Annotated in this window: 21 protein-coding genes; 10 read left to right on the forward strand and 11 right to left on the reverse strand. The window is 52.8% G+C overall.

The window, feature by feature from the left end; translation table 11 throughout:
* Positions 1–6: 6 nt before the first annotated feature.
* Together dsbC and xerD are read right to left on the reverse strand one after the other, a co-directional pair.
* Complete coding sequence (gene dsbC, locus J1779_RS11925; protein ID WP_056781954.1) at positions 7–726, reverse strand: bifunctional protein-disulfide isomerase/oxidoreductase DsbC; 720 nt, start codon at positions 724–726, stop codon at positions 7–9.
* A gap of 24 nt (positions 727–750) precedes the next feature.
* Positions 751–1,710, reverse strand: a complete 960-nt coding sequence (gene xerD / locus J1779_RS11930; RefSeq protein WP_122097051.1) for a site-specific tyrosine recombinase XerD — start codon at positions 1,708–1,710, stop codon at positions 751–753.
* Between the two features lie 201 nt (positions 1,711–1,911).
* On the opposite strand from xerD, the gene fldB reads away from it, so the two are divergent.
* Positions 1,912–2,430, forward strand: a complete 519-nt coding sequence (fldB, locus tag J1779_RS11935; RefSeq protein WP_056781956.1) for a flavodoxin FldB — start codon at positions 1,912–1,914, stop codon at positions 2,428–2,430.
* A gap of 31 nt (positions 2,431–2,461) precedes the next feature.
* Here fldB and J1779_RS11940 read toward each other — a convergent pair whose 3' ends face one another.
* Both J1779_RS11940 and sdhE read right to left on the reverse strand, forming a co-directional pair.
* Positions 2,462–2,914 (reverse strand): protein YgfX, encoded by a 453-nt coding sequence (locus J1779_RS11940; RefSeq protein WP_217203863.1) that lies wholly within the window; start codon positions 2,912–2,914, stop codon positions 2,462–2,464.
* Complete coding sequence (sdhE, locus tag J1779_RS11945) at positions 2,895–3,161, reverse strand: FAD assembly factor SdhE (RefSeq protein WP_056782048.1); 267 nt, start codon at positions 3,159–3,161, stop codon at positions 2,895–2,897. The genes J1779_RS11940 and sdhE overlap by 20 nt, the downstream gene beginning before the upstream one ends.
* Positions 3,162–3,427: 266 nt before the next feature.
* Here sdhE and ygfZ point away from each other — a divergent pair, with 266 nt between their 5' ends.
* Positions 3,428–4,420 carry a tRNA-modifying protein YgfZ gene (ygfZ, locus tag J1779_RS11950; protein WP_217203864.1) on the forward strand — a complete coding sequence of 331 codons (993 nt, stop codon included), beginning with the start codon at positions 3,428–3,430 and terminating at the stop codon, positions 4,418–4,420.
* 65 nt (positions 4,421–4,485) lie between these two features.
* Here the strand turns inward: ygfZ and J1779_RS11955 are convergent, their stop codons facing one another.
* Positions 4,486–5,016, reverse strand: coding sequence for a class IV adenylate cyclase (locus J1779_RS11955; RefSeq protein WP_056781963.1), 531 nt, complete (start codon positions 5,014–5,016; stop codon positions 4,486–4,488).
* Positions 5,017–5,215: 199 nt separating this feature from the next.
* Between J1779_RS11955 and J1779_RS11960 the strand changes: the two genes are divergently transcribed.
* On the forward strand, positions 5,216–5,656 hold the full coding sequence (locus tag J1779_RS11960) for a DUF1198 domain-containing protein (RefSeq protein WP_056781965.1): 441 nt from the start codon (positions 5,216–5,218) through the stop codon (positions 5,654–5,656).
* A 54-nt stretch (positions 5,657–5,710) separates the two neighbouring features.
* Here the strand turns inward: J1779_RS11960 and J1779_RS11965 are convergent, their stop codons facing one another.
* Both J1779_RS11965 and J1779_RS11970 read right to left on the reverse strand, forming a co-directional pair.
* A complete protein-coding gene (locus J1779_RS11965) occupies positions 5,711–6,046 on the reverse strand; it encodes a DUF2002 family protein (protein WP_056781967.1) in 336 nt (111 codons plus the stop codon).
* 114 nt (positions 6,047–6,160) lie between these two features.
* On the reverse strand, positions 6,161–7,357 hold the full coding sequence (locus J1779_RS11970) for an MFS transporter (protein ID WP_217203865.1): 1,197 nt from the start codon (positions 7,355–7,357) through the stop codon (positions 6,161–6,163).
* Positions 7,358–7,660: 303 nt separating this feature from the next.
* On the opposite strand from J1779_RS11970, the gene J1779_RS11975 reads away from it, so the two are divergent.
* Positions 7,661–7,966, forward strand: coding sequence for an ElaB/YgaM/YqjD family protein (locus J1779_RS11975; protein ID WP_056781972.1), 306 nt, complete (start codon positions 7,661–7,663; stop codon positions 7,964–7,966).
* Positions 7,967–8,098: 132 nt separating this feature from the next.
* On the opposite strand, the gene pdxR is transcribed toward J1779_RS11975, so the two are convergent.
* On the reverse strand, positions 8,099–9,547 hold the full coding sequence (pdxR, locus tag J1779_RS11980; RefSeq protein WP_217203866.1) for a MocR-like pyridoxine biosynthesis transcription factor PdxR: 1,449 nt from the start codon (positions 9,545–9,547) through the stop codon (positions 8,099–8,101).
* A 122-nt stretch (positions 9,548–9,669) separates the two neighbouring features.
* Here pdxR and J1779_RS11985 point away from each other — a divergent pair, with 122 nt between their 5' ends.
* From J1779_RS11985 to J1779_RS12010, 6 genes are all read left to right on the forward strand, one after another.
* Positions 9,670–10,101: a carboxymuconolactone decarboxylase family protein gene (locus tag J1779_RS11985; protein WP_056781976.1), complete on the forward strand. Its 432-nt coding sequence runs from the start codon at positions 9,670–9,672 to the stop codon at positions 10,099–10,101.
* Positions 10,102–10,401: 300 nt separating this feature from the next.
* Positions 10,402–10,641 carry a glutaredoxin-like protein NrdH gene (gene nrdH, locus J1779_RS11990; RefSeq protein WP_056781978.1) on the forward strand — a complete coding sequence of 80 codons (240 nt, stop codon included), beginning with the start codon at positions 10,402–10,404 and terminating at the stop codon, positions 10,639–10,641.
* 10 nt (positions 10,642–10,651) lie between these two features.
* Entirely contained in the window at positions 10,652–11,056 is a 405-nt protein-coding gene (gene nrdI, locus J1779_RS11995; RefSeq protein WP_056781980.1) for a class Ib ribonucleoside-diphosphate reductase assembly flavoprotein NrdI, read from the forward strand.
* Positions 11,038–13,200, forward strand: a complete 2,163-nt coding sequence (gene nrdE / locus J1779_RS12000) for a class 1b ribonucleoside-diphosphate reductase subunit alpha (RefSeq protein WP_056781982.1) — start codon at positions 11,038–11,040, stop codon at positions 13,198–13,200. The genes nrdI and nrdE overlap by 19 nt, the downstream gene beginning before the upstream one ends.
* A 20-nt stretch (positions 13,201–13,220) precedes the next feature.
* Positions 13,221–14,204 (forward strand): class 1b ribonucleoside-diphosphate reductase subunit beta, encoded by a 984-nt coding sequence (gene nrdF, locus J1779_RS12005; protein WP_056781984.1) that lies wholly within the window; start codon positions 13,221–13,223, stop codon positions 14,202–14,204.
* A 129-nt stretch (positions 14,205–14,333) separates the two neighbouring features.
* Positions 14,334–15,374, forward strand: coding sequence for an aldo/keto reductase (locus J1779_RS12010; RefSeq protein ID WP_217203867.1), 1,041 nt, complete (start codon positions 14,334–14,336; stop codon positions 15,372–15,374).
* A 103-nt stretch (positions 15,375–15,477) separates the two neighbouring features.
* Here the strand turns inward: J1779_RS12010 and J1779_RS12015 are convergent, their stop codons facing one another.
* The 3 genes from J1779_RS12015 to J1779_RS12025 all read right to left on the reverse strand — a co-directional run bounded on the left by J1779_RS12015 (position 15,478) and on the right by J1779_RS12025 (position 18,314).
* Positions 15,478–15,936 (reverse strand): hypothetical protein, encoded by a 459-nt coding sequence (locus tag J1779_RS12015; protein ID WP_136374640.1) that lies wholly within the window; start codon positions 15,934–15,936, stop codon positions 15,478–15,480.
* Between the two features lie 265 nt (positions 15,937–16,201).
* Complete coding sequence (locus J1779_RS12020; RefSeq protein ID WP_056781989.1) at positions 16,202–16,762, reverse strand: NlpC/P60 family protein; 561 nt, start codon at positions 16,760–16,762, stop codon at positions 16,202–16,204.
* 193 nt (positions 16,763–16,955) lie between these two features.
* A complete protein-coding gene (locus J1779_RS12025; RefSeq protein WP_122097060.1) occupies positions 16,956–18,314 on the reverse strand; it encodes a 2-hydroxycarboxylate transporter family protein in 1,359 nt (452 codons plus the stop codon).
* Positions 18,315–18,638: the final 324 nt, after the last annotated feature.

An 18,638-nucleotide genomic window follows, 5' to 3' on the forward strand; every position in this document is an offset into this window, starting at 1 on the left:
GAAAAATCAGCCACCGGTTTTATGTGAAAGAGCACGCTTGTCGAGCGCGGCGGCCAGTTCTTTTGGCGGCTGATAACCCGGGATCAGAGAACCATCTTCCAGCACGATCGCCGGCGTGCCGGTCACGCCAAACTGCACGCCCAGCTCATAATGTTTCGCGATATCACTGGTTTTACAGGTTGCCGGAGTAATGTCATCACCGCGCATTGCCGCATCAAAGGTGGTATTACGGTCACCGGTGCACCAGATCGACTGCATGTCTTTCTCGGTTTTAGAATCCAGCCCCTGACGCGGGAACGCCAGATAACGCACGGTAATACCGAGATCGTTATAGCCTTGCATCTGCTGATGCAATTTGTGGCAGTAACCGCAGGTGATGTCGGTAAACACTGTGATCACGTGTTTTTCGTTTTTAGCTTTGTAGATGATCATTTCGTTTTTCAACGCATCCAGCTTTTTCACCAGCGTTTTGTTGGTCACGTTGACAGGCTGAGCCCCGCTGACGTCATACATCGGCCCCTGCAATACGTGTTTTCCGTCATCAGTGATGTAAATCACGCCGCCGCTGGTGGAAACCGCGCTCAGGCCGGTCACCGGAGTGGGCTGAATATCAGCCTGACTCATGCCCAGTTTATTCAGCGTTGCTTTGATTGCTGCATCATCAGCCTGCACCGCGGAGCTCATACACGCGGCAATAAAAGTGAGCAGCATTAAACCTTTTTTCATCATTTCGTCCTTTTTCCCGGCCAGTCAGGCGCGGGGATGATGTTGTTGATGTAGCTGTTTGAGTCGTTCAGTCGCTACATGCGTATAAATTTGAGTGGTCGATAAGTCACTGTGACCTAACAACATTTGCACCACGCGCAGATCCGCGCCATGGTTCAGTAAATGAGTGGCAAAAGCGTGGCGTAACACGTGGGGGGATAACCGCTCTGCATCAATACCCGCAAGGATCGCATAGTGTTTGATGCGATGCCAGAATGTCTGCCGGGTCATTTTCTGCGCGCGGTTACTCGGAAACACGATATCGAGCGATTGCCCGTTCAGCAGCCAGGGCCTTCCGTGCTCCAAATAATTTTCCAGCCAGTAGACCGCTTCTTCTCCCATCGGCACCAGCCGCTCTTTGTTCCCTTTACCGATCACCCTCACCACGCCCTGACGCAAACTGATGTCGCTGAGCGTCAGCCCGACCAGCTCGGAAACACGCAAACCGGTGGCATACAACAACTCGAGCATGGCTTTGTCACGCAGCTCAAGCGGTACATCGACGCTTGGCGACGCGAGCAGTGTACTCACCTGCGCTTCGCTGAGATCTTTAGGCAGACGCTGTGGCAATTTGGGTGAGGAGAGCAGCGCGGTAGGATCATCCTGACGAACGGATTCGCGGTTCATGTATTGAAACAGTCGTCGCATCGCGCTGAGCAGCCGCGCTGAACTGGTGGCTTTGTAGCCGCCCTCGACACGTTCGGCGAGGAACAATTGCAAATCTTCGGCGCTGACGTGCAGCAGATCCGTGTTGTGGTGATGCAGCCAGCCGGTCAGGGATTTCAGATCCTGACGGTAAGATGCCAGCGTATTTTCTGCGAGATTGCGCTCAATCCACAGCGTATCAAGAAACTGTTCCATCAGGTTCTGATCGGCCTGATTCACCGCCTGATCAGACGGCTCAGGGTTATCCCCCTGACGGGTCACATTATCCTGGTTTGGCATCCTGATTCCTTTTGTGCAAGTACAGGCCGCGCAATGGGCGTGTGATGGCATTATGCCTTTCATTAAGAGGAAACGCCGCCCAAATCTGCCCGTCCTTTCATCACGGTGGTTACCTGGGAATGGGCAGCCCTGATGCAAAAATAGTGCTTTTGGGTATACACTGCTAACCATTCGAATTCTTTTGACGTTATGGCAACAAGTATGAAGATTGGTCTTTTCTACGGCTCCAGCACCTGTTACACCGAAATGGCCGCGGAGAAAATTCGCGATATTTTGGGCGAAGATCTGGTTGATTTGCACAACCTCAAAGATGTCGATCCGGAAAAAATGGAAGACTACAGCGTCCTGATCCTCGGCATCCCGACATGGGATTTCGGTGAGATCCAGGAAGACTGGGAGGCCGTCTGGAATCAACTGCCGACGCTTAAACTGCGAGGCAAAATCGTGGCGATGTATGGCATGGGCGATCAGCTCGGTTACAGCGAATGGTTCCTCGATGCACTCGGCATGTTGTACCACCAGCTGGTGCCAATGGGCGTGAAGTTCATCGGTTTCTGGCCGACGGAAGGTTTTGAGTTCACCAGCCCGAAACCGCTGAGTGCGGACGGTAAACATTTTGTCGGGCTGGCGCTCGATGATGTGAATCAGTTCGATCTCACCGACGAACGCCTGCAACAGTGGTGCGAGCAAATCCTGCTGGAAATGGATGCGCTGCTGTAACCCTTCCGGCACTTCGCGTCTGACGCCGCCCTCAGCCCTGCTCTTTCGGGTTCGGTGGGCGGCAGTTAAGTAATATCTGGCGTAAACGCCGCCACTCTTCCACGCTCATACTGTCCGATGCCAGCCATAAACGGTGCCGTGAACTGCGCATCGCCTGCGCCAGACCCCCTTTACGTTTTTCACGCCGCAAAGACAGCAACGCGCCGTGGCTTATCATCCACACCGGATGTTTGAGTTGCCATTCCTGGCCTCGCCAAATCAGGCGTCGCTCATCGAGCAGAATCACCTCGCCGGTGCGTGCAGTGATGCGCCGCTGGCTGCGGATACATTCAAAAAGCATCAGCAAAAGCAACGTCATCCATGCAGGCCAGTAGCCTGGCGGCCAGGGTGCCAGCAAAATCAGCAACATCACTGCGCCGTAAATGGCCAGTGAAATCAACTGACTGCGCCAGGACACCCTTAAATCACATCGCCACAGGGCCACGGTCTTTATTTCGGGTCTGAATGAGAGCCACCATGCGTTGTAATTCAGCGTCCTGAGGTGCGCCGTGATTCATCAGCCAGTTAAATAAATCGGGATCATCGTTGGTCAGGAGACGGGCAAACAGGGCTTTATCTGTCTCATCCAGACCGTCATATTCGTACTCAAAGAACGGCATGATAGAGATATCCAGCTCGCGCATTCCGCGACGGCAGGCCCAGTGGATCTGTGATCGATTATTGATATCCAGTTGGTTTTTGCTTTCCATAACGAGACTCTTTTGTAGGGACGAAAAGGGAATTTTTTCGATTCTAACAGCCGCTTGGCATGTGAAGTAACTTTTCAGTGCCTTGTTTTGTCAATCTACGTGATGTGCCGTAAAACCTGATGCAAACCTGTCGCATGTTTTACATTCTCCGGAAGGCATCCCGTAAAAGGCACCAATAACTGTTTTAAAAGGTGATGGCCTCTTTTACCATGAGGCATCAGTCACATTTCATAGACCGGGATAAGAAAATGACTCACGAATTTCCGTTTCCACCGCAAAAACCTTCTGCGTCCTCCCACCTGCCGCTGACCCTCATTTCGCTGGAAGACTGGGCAATGGTCACCCTGAGCGGTGCGGATACGATGAAATATCTGCAAGGTCAGGTCACCGCCGACGTCGATGCGCTGGCCGCCGATGACCATGTGCTGTGCGCGCATTGCGATGCTAAAGGCAAAATGTGGAGTAACCTGCGGCTGTTCAAACGCGGCGACGGTATGGCTTATCTCGAACGCCGTAACCTGCGTGATACGCAATTAGCTGAAATCAAAAAGTATGCGGTCTTTTCCAAGATCACCTTTACCGCCGATGACGATGTGGTGCTGCTGGGCGTGGCAGGTTTTCAGGCCAGCGCAGCGCTGACCGGATTGTTCTCAACGCTGCCGACCGCTGAACAGCCGGTGGTGCAACAGGATGAAACGACGCTGCTGCATTTTTCGTTGCCCGCCGAACGTTATCTGATTATCACCAGCCCGGAAAAAGCCCGGCAGGTGGCAGAGGAACTGGGAGAACAGGCGCAGCGCAATGACAGCCAACAGTGGCTGGCGCTGGATATCGAAGCGGGATTCCCGGTGATTGACAGCGCCAACGCGGTGCAGTTTATTCCGCAGGCGACTAACATTCAGGCACTGGACGGCATCAGCTTTACCAAAGGCTGCTACGCCGGTCAGGAAATGGTGGCGCGCGCGAAATACCGCGGTGCCAACAAACGTGCGCTGTTCTGGTTGTCAGGCAAGGCCAGCAAAGTGCCCGCTCCTGCAGACGATCTCGAAATGCAACTCGGTGAAAACTGGCGTCGTACCGGCACGGTGTTGGCAGCGGTACAGCTTAACGACGGCACCGTCTGGGTTCAGGCCGTGCTGAATAACGATCTGGAAGCCGATGCAAAACTGCGTGTCCGTGAAGATGTGACCAGCCACCTGGCCATTCAGCCGCTGCCGTATTCGCTGGAAGAAAAGAAATAAAGTCATCACTTCTTAACCGCCTTCATCTTCGACATGAAGGCGGTCAAACAGCATGCGGTGCCGGGTCAGCCGGTGTGATGCTGCCCTTTGTGTTTGAGCAGATCAACATACGCCTGATCCACCAGTTCCTGACGATCAATCCCCAGCCGTTCCAGTAAGTCTTCCGCTATCGCAATGCCCTGCTCCGGCGTTTCTTCATCTGCCAGCACCACTTCAAACTCGAGATAATCACCCAGACCTTTTACCCGGTCGAGATGCAGACGAGTTTGCCCGGTCATAAACAGCGTACGTTGCTTGATCACGCGGCCAGCCGCGCCATAGGCCAGCGTCAGGGTTTCACGCAGGCCGTGAGGATCCTGAGTTTCTGTGAGCGTGTAAAAACTGGTTTTCGGGCCCGCCTGATCCGGGCGCTGATAAAAAATCAGTTCACCGCGATCCGGTGCCAGTGTGCGTAATTTGAGACGTCCGTGCGGGCAGATAAAAAAGGTGTCGTCCTGATCGATAATGTCCGGCAGCCCGTCACTTATCAGCGCCAGCTTTTCATACAGCGCTGAAAAATCATCTACCTTTGCTTTGATTTCAATGTTTCTGGCCATCGTTGACTCCTTAAAAGGTCATGCTTTTTGGGCTGATTTCATCAATATCTCATGTCCCTACAATGACATTCTGCCCGGCAGGCGCAAATTCTTTGTCACACCTTCACGTATTTCTTTCCATTAGCAGATAAACTCGCAGCATCGGGTGTTGCATGCACCTTTACATCACGCCAGAAAAGGCCGGAGGCCAGAGTCCAGAATGATATGGATTATGCTTGCTGCAATTGTTGTGGTTTTTATTGTGGGTTATTGGTTCATGACGGCAGACACCCGTAAAGCGAATGATTCACTCGCCAGTCTGTTGAAAATTAAACCGGTTTATATCGATTCTATGCTGCTGGAAATGGGCAAACGACAGAGTCAGATGTTTATCCGCTCCATAAGCGGTGGCTATGCGGAAGAGATCCGCAAGGCCGCCTACGTCGTGTTCATCTATCATACGTTTATTAAAGATGCGTCGGCTGAAAATATTGTCCGCTGGCGAAATATTCTGGTGCGTGCGCACCTGCCCCCGCAGCTGAGCAGTGAACACGCCGAGCTGGCGCTGTTTTACTTCGCCGAACTGGATATCGAACCCTTCGAGCTGGCGCAATTTCGTCGCGACTATAACGAAACCTATAATCAGATCCATCTGGTTTAGATGCAAAAAAGCCGCTGAGTCAGCGGCTTTTTCTCATCAGATTTAACTGACTGCTTATCTGAACACGTTATCCAGATAACTCGCCAAAATCTGGCGTGAACTGAAACCGTGGCAAATGCCGTAGTAGGTTTCGTTGTCGCTGGACACATCCAGCGGGAAATTCTTGTAGGCATCGCTGCTGCGAAAAGATGCCGTTGGCTCGGCAAAACGCTCGCTGCGTTCTTTCATCGCCGGGTGTATTACCAGGGCAGTCCGGCCAAACCGCGCTTCCCGGTTCACATACACATAGAACTCGCCACGGCGATAACCGTATGCTTTATCATCAATATAATCGCGCTCAAATCCTGATGTTTCTAAAACGCGTGCCACTTCATCTGGCCGTAAATACATGGTTGCTCCTCGCTTCTTTAACCGCAAGGCGACCTTACCGCAATAACTCTGCCAGACAATGCCTTTATCCCCAATTTTGGCGCATTTAGGATTTATCTAAACACATCAAAAAAGCTAGCGGGACGATGTTTGCCGTGATGTTTGCAGCCAGAGTTTCAGGGTCAGCAGCCAGGCAATCACCACCATAAAAGCCGCCGCCAGATAAATAGAAGGGGTACCCAGATGCGCAATCATCAGTCCGGCTACCGGCCCGGTGATCCCAAGCCCGAGATCGAGAAAAGCGGAATACAGCCCGAGCGCCGTTCCCTGATTCTGCGGGGGAACTTGTTTCACAGCTTCCACGCCCAGAGCAGGGAAAATCAGCGAGAAGCCGGAGCCGGTAAGAAATGCCCCCAGCTGCACCGTGACAGGATCGGTTCCCAGCCAAATCATCAGCAAGCCTGCGATTTCGACAACAAACGACACCAGCGACACGCGCAAACCGCCGAACCGGTTGATCATATTGCCGAACACCAGCCGCACGCCGACGAAACCGAGGCTGAATAAAGTGAGTGTAAACGCCGCCCCGCTCCAGCCCTTATCGGCATAATAGAGCGTGATAAAGGTGGCGATCACCCCGAAACCGATGGTGCCAAAGCCCAGACCCAGACCGTACAACCCGATCCGTCCGATCACCGATCTGAACGCGATCCGTTTACCGGCGGTGACTGAAATCGCCGCTTTGCGACAGGCGACCAGAGCGGCAATCACCACGGCAACAACAATCAGCACCGCCACGCCAGGCAGCCCAAAGCCGTGATTGAGCATCACGCCCAGCGGTGCGCCGACGGCCATTGCGCCGTAGGTGGCAACGCCGTTCCAGGAAATCACCCGCGCGGTATGCATCGGGCCGACCGCGCCGATCCCCCACAGGGTGGTGCCGGTGCTGCCGAAGCTTTCCCCGACGCCGAGGAAAATACGGGCGACGCAGAGCAGCAGCAGGCTGGCCAGCGGAACGTGCGCAAACATAAATGCCAGCATGTAGAAAACGCCGCTGAGCCCGCAGCAAATCAGGCCAAAAATGACCACCCGTTTTGGGCCGAGCTGATCGGCATAACGTCCGGCATGCGGGCGGCTTATCAGGGTGGAGAAATACTGAACGCTGATAATCAGCCCGGCCAGAACCGAGTTATAACCGAGCGTGTTGTGTACAAACCCCGGCAATACAGCCAGCGGCAGGCCAATCGTCAGATAGACCACAAAGGTGAATAACATAAACGACAAAATGCGTTTATTGAGCTGAAGATTGGCGCGAAGCGTACTTAAAGACATGAGCAAAACCGGATGTGAATACTGAGACTGGGATCAACAGTATAAACAGGTTTTCGCGGCTGAACGGGGGTAAAAATGTTATTGGCTGTAACGTCATCGTCACTTGCAGAAAAATCTGATCCGCGTCACGCAAGTCCGCGCCACGCCTGACTTTTCCGACCAGCCTCATGGCCTGTTCACCCCTACAAATACAGGCATTTGTTCTCGTGGAACCCGCTGATGCAGGATTTTGGTCTATGCTTTAAGTATCAGTTTTAAACACAGTAAAAAACTGAAAAAAATCGTTCAACAAGGAGAGGCCGAATGTTTAAGAAAACAGATAAAGTAGAAAAAAGCATTGATCAGGATGTGACCTTACTGGCTGACACGCTGGATGAAGTTCTTCAGTCTGCCGGGAACAAATCCAAGGATGAGTTGGATAAGCTACGCAGCAAAGCCCAGGGCGTTTTACGTGATACACGTGCACGCTTTAACGGCGATAAAATCAGCAAGCATGCCCGTGATGCTGCCGCCCAGGCCAATGATTATGTGAAAGATAATCCGTGGTATGGCGTCGGTGCCGGTGCAGCAGTCGGTATTGTGATCGGTGTCCTGTTAGGACGTCGCTAGTCACTGAAAGGGCAATTTAAGGTGTCTCACTCCTGTGTCGGGATGGTTGAAACACAGACACCAGCGCGGCTTCCCTCATTGCTGCGCGATTGCTAAAAAGACGACGGAGCCTCCGGGCTCCGTTTTCTATTTTCAGGCACCTGCAAAGGCCACGGCCAGCCGCGTAACCCACTGCTTCGCCTGCTCCGCTGAACAGATGTTTGGAAACCCCATCAGTAACCCGTTTGGCCGAAGGGCATCGCCCCGTTCGCGGCGTAACACCTGCCAGTCGGACACCGCCTGTATTGCCAGCCCCTGCTCCCGTGCAGCGCGCGCGATTGCCGCATCATCCAGATGCGGGCTGAGTGTGGCGCAAAGCTGGATCCCCCCGGCCTGCTGATTTACCCGCAGGATGTCCGGCGAAAACGTCGCCGTCAGGGCCTGTTCCAGAAAGCCGCGCCGCTCTGCATACATCTGACGCATCCGTTTCAGGTGCCGGTAAAAATGTCCCTGTTCGATAAATTCCGTAATGCTGTTTTGTATCAGCGGCGGCGTGCCACAAATGCGCAGCGGGCAATACGCCTCGATCTTTTCCACCAGACTTTCAGGCACCACCAGATAACCGCAGCGTAGCGCCGGAAACATCACTTTGCTGAACGTCCCCGCGTAAATCACACGCCCCTGCGTATCCAGGCTTTTCAGCGACGGCAGCGGCTGGCCGTGATAACGGAACTCACTGTCGTAGTCATCTTCGATAATCCACGCCTGCTGTTTCGCCGCCCAGTCGAGCAGCGCCATGCGCCGCGCTAAACTCATGGTCACGCCGGTCGGGCTTTGATGCGCGGGTGTCACCACGGCGAAACGCGCATGGGGGTGCTGCGCCACCGCCTGCGGCACATTCATGCCTTCCTCATCGACATTCACCGCCATCGGCACCGCCCCGGCTGCGCGGAAAAATGCCTGCGTCACCGGATACCCCGGATCCTCCAGCCATACGCCATCGCCCGGCTGTAACAGGCTGCCGATGACCAGATCCAGCAGCGGTGCATATCCGGCGCAAATAAAAATCTGTTCAGGACGGCAGGTGAAACCCCGGGAAAGCTGCAAATAACGGGCAATGGAATGGCGTAAACCGTCGGTACCGGCCAGCGGCGGATGGCCTAAATCGTTCATGCTGGTATGACGGATTTGCCTTGAAACAATGCGCGACCAGATTGCACGGGGAAACGCATCCAGCGCCGGAAGGCCGAGCTGAAAAGGCAGCGAAGACACGGATGGCAGCATCGGGTTAATGGGTTTGGGCACCGCGTTTTTTCTCACCGGCGAGGGCGCGGGGGCGGCTAAGCTCTGCGGCGCGCTGACCACCGTTCCGGCCTGTCCGCGGCTTTGCAGAAATCCTTCTGCCGTCAGCAGTCCATAGGCATTTTCAACGGTGGCGCGCGCCACGCCGAGTTCACTGGCCAGCGCCCGCACCGACGGCACGCGGCTGTCGCGTTTAAGTTGCCCTGTCATGATCGCCTGTTTTACCCGCTGATAAATCTGCCGGTAAAGCGGTTCTTTGTGTCGGGGATCGAGCTGAAAGGCAAGGCTGAAACGGCTCATTCATGACCTGATTAAATAGACATTTTATGGCCCTGTAGTGTAGACCATGTACAGCGTAAAGTGGCGTTCATTGAGACGCGCCGTGCGTCACTGTTTACACCAAAATCCCAGAGGAAATCATCATGACCGCACTTCGCCTGCCTTACTATTCCCTGTCTTCTTCCGTGATGGAACCCATGAAAGCGGCGCTCGGTGCGCTGGAAAACGGTCCGCTGGATAACGTGATTATCGAGCTGGCATTCCTGCGGGTTTCGCAAATTAACGGCTGCGCCTACTGCCTGGATATGCATGCCAAAGCATTGCGCAAAATGGATGTCGCGCAGACCAAACTGGATCAGCTGGCGGGCTGGCAGGTCAGCCATGCGTATTCAGAGCGTGAACGTGCGGCGCTGGCGTGGGCGGAATCCCTGACGCTTGTGGCAGCAACCGGCGCACCGGATGAGGCATTTGCGCCACTGAAAGCACAGTTCAGCGACGTGGAAATCTCAGAACTGACATTTGCGGTTGGTCTGATGAATGCGTTTAACCGCCTCGCCGTCGGCATGCGCCAGTAACTTTTTGAAAGTGTAGTGTTTATTTTTTGAACATATTCTTGCGTCGCGTTGCGCAACAAATCGGGTCAAATAAGTTTTCTCTCTCCAGCCCGCTGCCTGCGGGCTTTGTCATTTTTGCAATAAGCATTTTTGAAATATCTACATATTGTGTGGTTGAATATTTTAATTACCACATCTAGTATTCAATCCATCGGGACGCCATGAAGGCACCGACTCTCGCGTCTTTCCCCCGGCTGAAGCAGCCGCACAGCGGGAAGGCAAAAATTGTCTCTGATTTCTTACCAAATGGAAATACGAATCATGAGCATTATTATTTACAGTAAACCAGACTGTGTCCAGTGCAATGCGACTTACCGTGCATTAGATAAACATGGCATTGCCTATGAAGTGATCGATTTAACCCAGGACGATCAGGCGCTCGGCCAGGTTCGCGCCATGGGTTACCAGCAGGTTCCGGTGATTGTCGCCGGTGACGATCACTGGTCCGGTTTCCGTCCGGACAAAATCAGCGCCCTGCGCCAGCTTCAGAACGCGTTCTGAGGGCCGGCGGATGAATCCGTTGGTCTATTTTTCCAGCAGTTCAGAAAACACCCATCGCTTCGTCGGCAGAACAGGATTGCCGGCGATCCGCATCCCGATAGATCGCCAGCCTGAAAAATTGCGTGTCGACTTACCGTACATTTTAGTGGTGCCGAGCTACGGCGGCGGATCGGCCAAAGGCGCGGTACCGACACAAGTGATCCGTTTTCTGAACGATGAACACAACCGTTCACTCATCCGCGGCGTTATCGCCGCCGGGAATACCAATTTCGGCGCAGCGTATTGCATTGCCGGTGACATCATCGCCCAGAAGTGTCAGGTCCCTTACCTGTATCGCTTTGAATTACTGGGTACGCCGGAAGACGTTGCAAAGGTTACACAGGGAGTTACTGAATTTTGGCAACGACAGAAATGAATCTCACCGAGGCGGACACCTCCAGCCCGGACTATCACGCGCTCAACGCCATGCTCAATCTGTTCGATGCCGAAGGTCGCATCCAGTTCGATAAAGACCGGCTGGCGGCGCGTCAGTATTTTCTGCAACACGTGAATCAAAACACCGTGTTTTTCCATAATCTGGCAGAGAAGTTGCGCTATCTGGTGGAAGAAGGTTATTACGAAGCCGCGGTGCTGGATCAATACGCATTTGACGATATTAAAGCGTTGTTCAAACAGGCTTACGCCAAAAAATTCCGCTTCCAGACCTTTCTGGGCGCATTCAAGTATTACACCAGCTACACGCTGAAAACGTTCGACGGCAAGCGTTACCTCGAGCGTTATGAAGATCGCGTATGCATGGTGGCGCTGACGCTGGCGCGCGGCGACATTCAGCTCGCCGGTCATTTTGTCGATGAGATCATTTCCGGCCGCTTCCAGCCCGCAACGCCGACGTTCCTCAACTGCGGCAAAAAACAGCGCGGCGAGCTGGTGTCCTGTTTCCTGTTGCGTATCGAAGACAACATGGAATCCATCGGGCGTTCGGTAAACTCGGCGTTGCAATTGTCCAAACGCGGCGGCGGCGTGGCGTTTATGCTGACCAACATCCGCGAAGTGGGCGCGCCGATTAAGCGCATCGAAAACCAGTCTTCCGGCGTCATCCCGATCATGAAAATGCTGGAAGATGCGTTCTCTTACGCTAACCAGCTGGGGGCACGTCAGGGCGCGGGCGCGGTCTATCTGAACGCCCATCACCCGGACATTTTGCGTTTCCTCGATACCAAACGTGAAAACGCCGACGAAAAAATCCGCATTAAAACGCTCTCGCTGGGTGTGGTCATTCCGGACATCACATTCGAACTGGCGAAGAACAACGAGGATATGTACCTGTTCTCGCCGTATCACGTCGAAAAAGTGTATGGCGTGCCGATGTCTGAAATCAGCATCAGCGAGAAATACCGCGAGATGGTGAATGACAAACGCATTCACAAAAGCAAAATCAACGCGCGTGAATTCTTCCAGGTGCTGGCGGAAATTCAGTTTGAATCTGGCTATCCGTACATGATGTTTGAAGACACGGTCAACCGTGCCAATCCGATCAAAGGTCGCATCAACATGAGCAACCTGTGTTCGGAGATTTTGCAGGTGAATTCACCGACGATCTACGGCGAAGACCTCTCCTATCAGGAAATCGGTAAAGACATCTCCTGTAATCTCGGCTCGCTGAATATCGCCTCGGCGATGGATTCACCGGATTTCGGCAACACGGTGGAAATGGCCGTGCGTGCGCTGACCGCCGTGTCCGACATGAGTAACATCCGCTCGGTGCCGTCTATCGATCAGGGAAATCAGGATTCACACGCCATCGGCCTGGGTCAGATGAATTTGCACGGTTATCTGTGCCGCGAGCGTATTTATTACGGCTCGGAAGAAGGTCTGGATTTCACCAATATCTATTTCTGCGCCGTGGCTTTCCATGCGATCCGCGCGTCGAACCAGATCGCCATTGAGCGCCAGCAGTCGTTTAAAGGTTTCAACGATTCCACCTACGCCAGCGGCACCTATTTCGACAAATATGTCGATGACGCGCAGGCCGAAAAATGGCAGCCGAAAACGGACCGCGTGCGCGAACTGTTTGCCGACGCCGGAATTGCCCTTCCCACCACCGCAGACTGGGCGGCGCTGAAAGCTTCCGTGATGCAGCATGGGCTGTATAACCAGAATTTACAGGCGGTGCCGCCGACCGGTTCTATTTCTTACATCAATAATTCGACGTCGAGTATTCACCCGATTGTGTCCCGCGTGGAAATCCGCAAAGAGGGCAAGATTGGCCGTGTCTATTATCCGGCGGCGTTTATGACCAACGACAATCTGGATTACTACCAGGATGCCTACGACATCGGGCCGGAAAAAATTATCGATACCTATGCCGAAGCCACGCAGCACGTCGATCAGGGGCTGTCGCTGACGCTGTTCTTCCGCGATACCGCCACCACGCGCGACATCAACAAAGCGCAGATTTACGCCTGGCGCAAAGGCATCAAAACCATTTATTACATTCGGCTGCGTCAGATGGCGCTGGCAGGCACTGAAGTTCAGGGCTGCGTTTCCTGTACGCTGTAACCGATTGAAAGGACGATAAAATGAGTGCAGTAAAACAATTGTTAGTACCGCAGCCAGTCAGCAAAGCCATCAACTGGAACAAAATTCAGGATGATAAAGATCTGGAAGTGTGGAACCGTCTGACCTCCAACTTCTGGCTGCCGGAAAAACTGCCGCTGTCGAACGATATTCCGTCCTGGGCGACGCTGAGCGCACAGGAAAAGCAGCTGACCATCCGTGTGTTTACCGGCCTGACGCTGCTGGATACCGTGCAAAACGTGGTCGGCGCGCCGACGCTGATGAAAGATGCGGTGACGCCACACGAAGAGGCGGTTTACTCGAATATCTGCTTTATGGAAGCGGTGCATGCGCGTTCTTACAGCTCGATTTTCTCGACGCTGTGCGCCACCGTGGACGTGGATGAGGCCTACCGCTGGAGCGAAGAAAACGTCGCGCTGCAAAATAAAGCGGCGATCATTTTGTCGTATTACGACGGCGAAGATCCGCTGATGAAGAAAGTCGCCAGCGTATTCCTCGAATCCTTCCTGTTTTATTCCGGTTTCTATCTGCCGATGTACTGGTCGAGCCGCGCCAAACTGACCAACACTGCCGATCTGATCCGTCTGATCATCCGCGATGAAGCGGTTCACGGTTACTACATCGGCTATAAATTCCAGAAAGCGCTGGCGCTGGAAAGCGAAGAGCGTCAGCGTCAGATCAAAGAGCAGGCGTTTGATCTGATTCAGGATCTGTACGACAACGAGATCCGCTACACCGAAGAACTGTACGACGGCGTAGGCTGGAGCGAGGATGTGAAGAAATTCCTGCATTACAACGCCAATAAAGCGCTGATGAACCTCGGCTACGAAGCCCTGTTCCCGGCCAGCATGGCGGATGTGAATCCGGCGATCCTTTCCGCATTGTCGCCAAACGCCGACGAAAACCACGATTTCTTCTCAGGATCCGGCTCTTCCTATGTGATCGGCAAAGCCGTTAACACCGAAGATGAGGACTGGGATTTCTGATGTCTTCGCCCTCCCCTTCATCGCGGAGGGCTGACATAAACCCCGCTTTCTGCTGTTGCCGTTATTTTTCTGAGCGTTAGTATAGAAACAGTGTTTCAAAACCCTACACGATCAGAAAAAGGAAACATCATGCCTTATACGGCCTCCCCCTCCCGCTATGAAACCATGCAATTTCGCCGCTGCGGTCAGAGCGGTTTAAAACTCCCCGCCCTTTCGCTCGGCCTGTGGCATAGCTTCGGCCACGTCAACCCGCTGGAATCACAACGCGCCTTGCTGCAAAAAGCCTTCGATTTAGGCATTACCCATTTCGATTTAGCCAATAACTATGGCCCGCCTCCGGGTTCCGCCGAAGAGAATTTTGGCCGTTTGCTCAAACAGGATTTTGCCCCTTATCGCGATGAGCTGATCATCTCGACCAAAGCCGGATACGACATGTGGCCAGGGCCTTACGGTGCGGGCGGTTCGCGCAAATATCTGCTGGCGAGCCTCGACCAGAGCCTGCAACGCATGGGGCTGGATTACGTTGATATCTTCTATTCTCACCGTGTGGATGAAGAAACACCGATGGAAGAAACCGCCGCCGCGCTGGCGTATGCGGTGCAAAGTGGCAAAGCGCTGTATGTCGGGATTTCGTCTTATTCACCGGAACGCACGCAGAAAATGGCGGAGCTGTTACGTGAGCTGAAAGTACCGCTGCTTATTCATCAGCCGTCTTACAATTTGCTCAACCGCTGGGTCGATAAGAGCGGTTTGCTGGATACGCTGGAGCAAAACGGCGCGGGCTGTATCGCGTTTACGCCGCTGGCGCAGGGCCTGCTGACCGGTAAATATCTCAACGGGATCCCGGACGGGTCGCGGATGCAGGTGGAAGGGAATAAAGTGCGCGGGCTGAATGCCAACATGCTCAGCGAAGCCAATCTGAAAAGTCTGCAACTGCTCAATGAGATGGCGCAACAGCGCGGCCAGACCATGGCGCAGATGGCGCTGAGCTGGTTACTGAAAGACGAACGTGTGACGTCGGTGCTGATCGGGGCCAGTCGCCCTGAGCAACTGGATGAAAACGTGAAAGCGCTGGAAAATTTGCGTTTCACAGCTGAAGAGTTGACGGCGATAGATAAGCATGTGGCGGACGGGCAACTGAATCTGTGGCAGGCATCTTCCGATAAATAAGATGGCAAAAAAAAGTGCCCTTAATTAAACCCCCGATATAGGGTCATTTAATTAGGGGCACTTAGCTTTCATTTAAAACATTATTAACAACGGGTGCTGCTGATTATTTCACGCTTTCAGCGGGTTCTTTAGCAGGCTGAGCGGTTGCCGGTGCAGCTTCTTTATGAGAAATAGTCGGCACTTCACCAAATTTGATTTTCACATCTTTCAGTTTGGCCACCAGATCCGCCGTCACATCCAGATCTTTTGAATAACTCATTGCACTTTGCACAGGCATGATTGCATCAATTTTATGCGCTTCACGGTATTGCTCCGTGACCGTTTTCACTTCTGCTACTACAGCATTACGCGCAGCCATTTGTTGAGCCTGCCATTGTGCATTCAGTACGTTAGCATCAGCCTGACGGGCCTGAGGAACTTTATCCTGTGGCAGCGTTTTATAATTCTCTTCCACTAATTTGGCGCCGTCCTGCAGGCTCTGGTGCACCTGTTCCAGATGCGTTTTTTCCTGAGCCGCCAGGCCTGAGTCGATCATGATTTGCTCAATATTTGCGAATTTCATATTTTTGTCTCCGGTAGATTTATAATCACATCCTGCAAGCATGGAGCCTGCAATAACAATAACAGCGAGCATTCCTGCAATACTTCGGGTTGAAACTGACTTCATAAAATATCCTAAACAAGTGAGATAGTGACGAACCGCTAAATAATTCTCTGCTAAAAATAGTCGTATTTCAATTTAGAAATACTTATTTCATCATTTACGAAATATAAATCGAAACCATAAATATCCCGCAGTTTTAACTTTTATGGTTATTTATAAAGCGTTATGCGGTGAGTTCTAAACGGCGAGCCGTTTCGTAATGGTCTACCCAATACTGATTATCCAGTGAAGAAATCGTGACGCCTTCAATTTTGGAAGCATGAATAAATTGATCTTCACCAATGTATACGCCAACGTGGCGATCCCCCGGCGTGGTTTTGAAAAACACTAAATCGCCAGGTTTAAGATTATTTTTACTGACTGCCCGGCCATTCCTGATTTGTTCAAACGTGGTGCGCGGCAATTTCTTGTGCAGTGAATCATTGAAGATATGCTGCATCAGCGCGGAGCAATCCACCCCCTGGTGTGTGGTGCCGCCCCAGTGATACTGAGTGCCTTTCCAGTTTGAATATTCAGATAACAACGCCGATTTAATGTTTTTTGACCGGCCTGTATTTCCGTCATAAACGGCGGATTCTTTTATATTGAAAAGTTCATTGTCGGCAAACTGATGGTTACCGATCGCCCTGAATTCACCTGGCAAATCAAATGCAAAAGAATTCATGCTGACTAATAAAGGAGAAGAAATTAATAATGCAGAGATAAATGTTTTAAAACGAAACATGTCGGAGGTCTTTTCTGAAAAATATTATTCTTCCTTACCTGTAAACCAGCAAACGGGGCGGGTGACTCGTCGTTGAGTGCGCAAATAATAAACGACAGGTGAAAAATAACCAGCCGAAAAACAGTCCATAATCGGACTCGCCGAAATTATCCTATGAAACAACGCCCTCACGCAGGAGGGCGCGGAGAAAGGCTCAGGAGAAAAACTTCGCCAGCACGAAAAGCCCGACGGAAACGTTGATCGCCCCGCCGATGCGCGTGGCAATTTGCGCGAACGGCATCAGCGTCATGCGGTTACCGGACGTGAGGATCGCCACATCGCCGGTGCCACCCTGCCCGCTCTGGCAGCAGGAGACGATCGCCACATCGATCGGGTGCATACCGATTTTCTTGCCGACGTAAAAGCCGGTCGCCACCAGCGCCACCACCGTGGTGACGATCACCAGCAGGTTTTGCACGGTAAAAGCGTCGATCAGCTCCTGCCACGGGGTGATCGCCACGCCGACCGCGAACAGCACCGGGTAAGTCACGGCGGTGCGGAAGAATTTATAAACCGCCATCGATCCGTGCTGAATGGTCGGAGAAATCCCGTTCGCCAGCTTCACCACCACTGCCGCAAATAACATGCCGACCGGCGCGGGCAGGCCGATCCACTTCTGTCCAAGCATGCCCACCATGTACAACAAGATCGCCAGCAGCGCACCGCAGGCCAGCGCATTCACGCCCGGATTGCCCTCAAACTCGTCGGTGCCGCTGCCCATCTGGCCTTTTTTAGAGGGCATCAGCTGGCCTTCGCCGGTCAGATGCGGATACCGTTTTCCGATCTGATTAAGTACGCCAGCCAGCACGATCGCCGTCAGGCTGCCCAGCATGACGATCGGCAGAATACGGCCCAGCGCCACGCCTTGCTCCATATGCAATAGAGTGGCGTAACCCATCGACAGCGGGATCGCCCCTTCGCCCACCCCACCGGCCATGATCGGCAGGATCAGGAAGAAGAAAGTTTGCACCGGCGGTAACCCTAACGCCGTACCCACGGCCATCCCGGCAAGCATCCCGACGATTTCACCGCACAGCATCGGCACAAATATGCGCATAAACCCCTGGATCAGCACCTGACGGTTCATGCTCATGATGCTGCCGACGATAATGCAGCAAATGTAGAGATAGAGAATGTTGGTGGATTTGTAGAATTTCACCGTGGAATCCACCACGACGTCCGGCAGCAGGCCGTAATGCACCATCGCTGAAGGTATAAAGGTGGCGCAGATCGCCGCCGCGCCCAGTTTTCCCACCACCGGCAGGCGTTTGCCAAACTCGCCGCAGGCAAATCCGAAGAAGGCCAGCGTGGCCACCATCACGACGATATCGCTCGGCAGCTTGCCATTGAGGCAATCGAGCAGGATAAGCACACCCGCCAGCAGGAAGAAAGGCAGCGGAATAATCCCTATCTTGTAGTTATCCAAAATATGCCACCATTTTTGTCTGGCGGAGGCTGTGGATTTTTTGGTGTCTTCTTTAACAACAATGTAGGAATCGTCGGTTGTGCTCATGACATCGCCCTTTTCTTATCGTGACTTTTTTATTGAGAGTGCCAGCATAAAAAACAGGGCGTCAGGGCGGATGTGAGTTTGTTCAAATTAAATCCGCAGGGATTAAGGTTGTTATGGTTTTTATGGTGTTAATGCGACGGCCTTTATAAGGATTATCAGATTAGTAGTAAAAACCCATATTAACCCTGTAATTACTGCGTGAAATAAAGACGAATTTAATTGCCCGTTCACAACTCTGCCGTTGCCCGATGACGATGGCATTTGTGCCGTGATAGGGTTATTCGATATGTGGCTTTTGATTTTCCCCGTGGCAGGTGACTTTCT

This window comes from Rahnella rivi (assembly GCF_019049655.1).
Classification (GTDB): domain Bacteria; phylum Pseudomonadota; class Gammaproteobacteria; order Enterobacterales; family Enterobacteriaceae; genus Rahnella; species Rahnella rivi.

Coding starts and splice junctions, on each gene's coding strand:
- nrdH (WP_056781978.1), top strand. CDS start 10,402: ATGAGCATTATTATTTACAGTAAACCAGACTGTGTCCAGTGCAATGCG.
- J1779_RS12015 (WP_136374640.1), bottom strand. CDS start 15,936: ATGAAATTCGCAAATATTGAGCAAATCATGATCGACTCAGGCCTGGCG.
- J1779_RS12010 (WP_217203867.1), top strand. CDS start 14,334: ATGCCTTATACGGCCTCCCCCTCCCGCTATGAAACCATGCAATTTCGC.
- xerD (WP_122097051.1), bottom strand. CDS start 1,710: ATGCCAAACCAGGATAATGTGACCCGTCAGGGGGATAACCCTGAGCCG.
- J1779_RS11955 (WP_056781963.1), bottom strand. CDS start 5,016: ATGGCCAGAAACATTGAAATCAAAGCAAAGGTAGATGATTTTTCAGCG.
- J1779_RS12025 (WP_122097060.1), bottom strand. CDS start 18,314: ATGAGCACAACCGACGATTCCTACATTGTTGTTAAAGAAGACACCAAA.
- ygfZ (WP_217203864.1), top strand. CDS start 3,428: ATGACTCACGAATTTCCGTTTCCACCGCAAAAACCTTCTGCGTCCTCC.
- pdxR (WP_217203866.1), bottom strand. CDS start 9,547: ATGAGCCGTTTCAGCCTTGCCTTTCAGCTCGATCCCCGACACAAAGAA.
- J1779_RS11985 (WP_056781976.1), top strand. CDS start 9,670: ATGACCGCACTTCGCCTGCCTTACTATTCCCTGTCTTCTTCCGTGATG.
- nrdI (WP_056781980.1), top strand. CDS start 10,652: ATGAATCCGTTGGTCTATTTTTCCAGCAGTTCAGAAAACACCCATCGC.
- J1779_RS11970 (WP_217203865.1), bottom strand. CDS start 7,357: ATGTCTTTAAGTACGCTTCGCGCCAATCTTCAGCTCAATAAACGCATT.
- dsbC (WP_056781954.1), bottom strand. CDS start 726: ATGAAAAAAGGTTTAATGCTGCTCACTTTTATTGCCGCGTGTATGAGC.
- J1779_RS11975 (WP_056781972.1), top strand. CDS start 7,661: ATGTTTAAGAAAACAGATAAAGTAGAAAAAAGCATTGATCAGGATGTG.
- J1779_RS11960 (WP_056781965.1), top strand. CDS start 5,216: ATGATATGGATTATGCTTGCTGCAATTGTTGTGGTTTTTATTGTGGGT.
- J1779_RS11965 (WP_056781967.1), bottom strand. CDS start 6,046: ATGTATTTACGGCCAGATGAAGTGGCACGCGTTTTAGAAACATCAGGA.
- fldB (WP_056781956.1), top strand. CDS start 1,912: ATGAAGATTGGTCTTTTCTACGGCTCCAGCACCTGTTACACCGAAATG.
- nrdF (WP_056781984.1), top strand. CDS start 13,221: ATGAGTGCAGTAAAACAATTGTTAGTACCGCAGCCAGTCAGCAAAGCC.
- J1779_RS12020 (WP_056781989.1), bottom strand. CDS start 16,762: ATGTTTCGTTTTAAAACATTTATCTCTGCATTATTAATTTCTTCTCCT.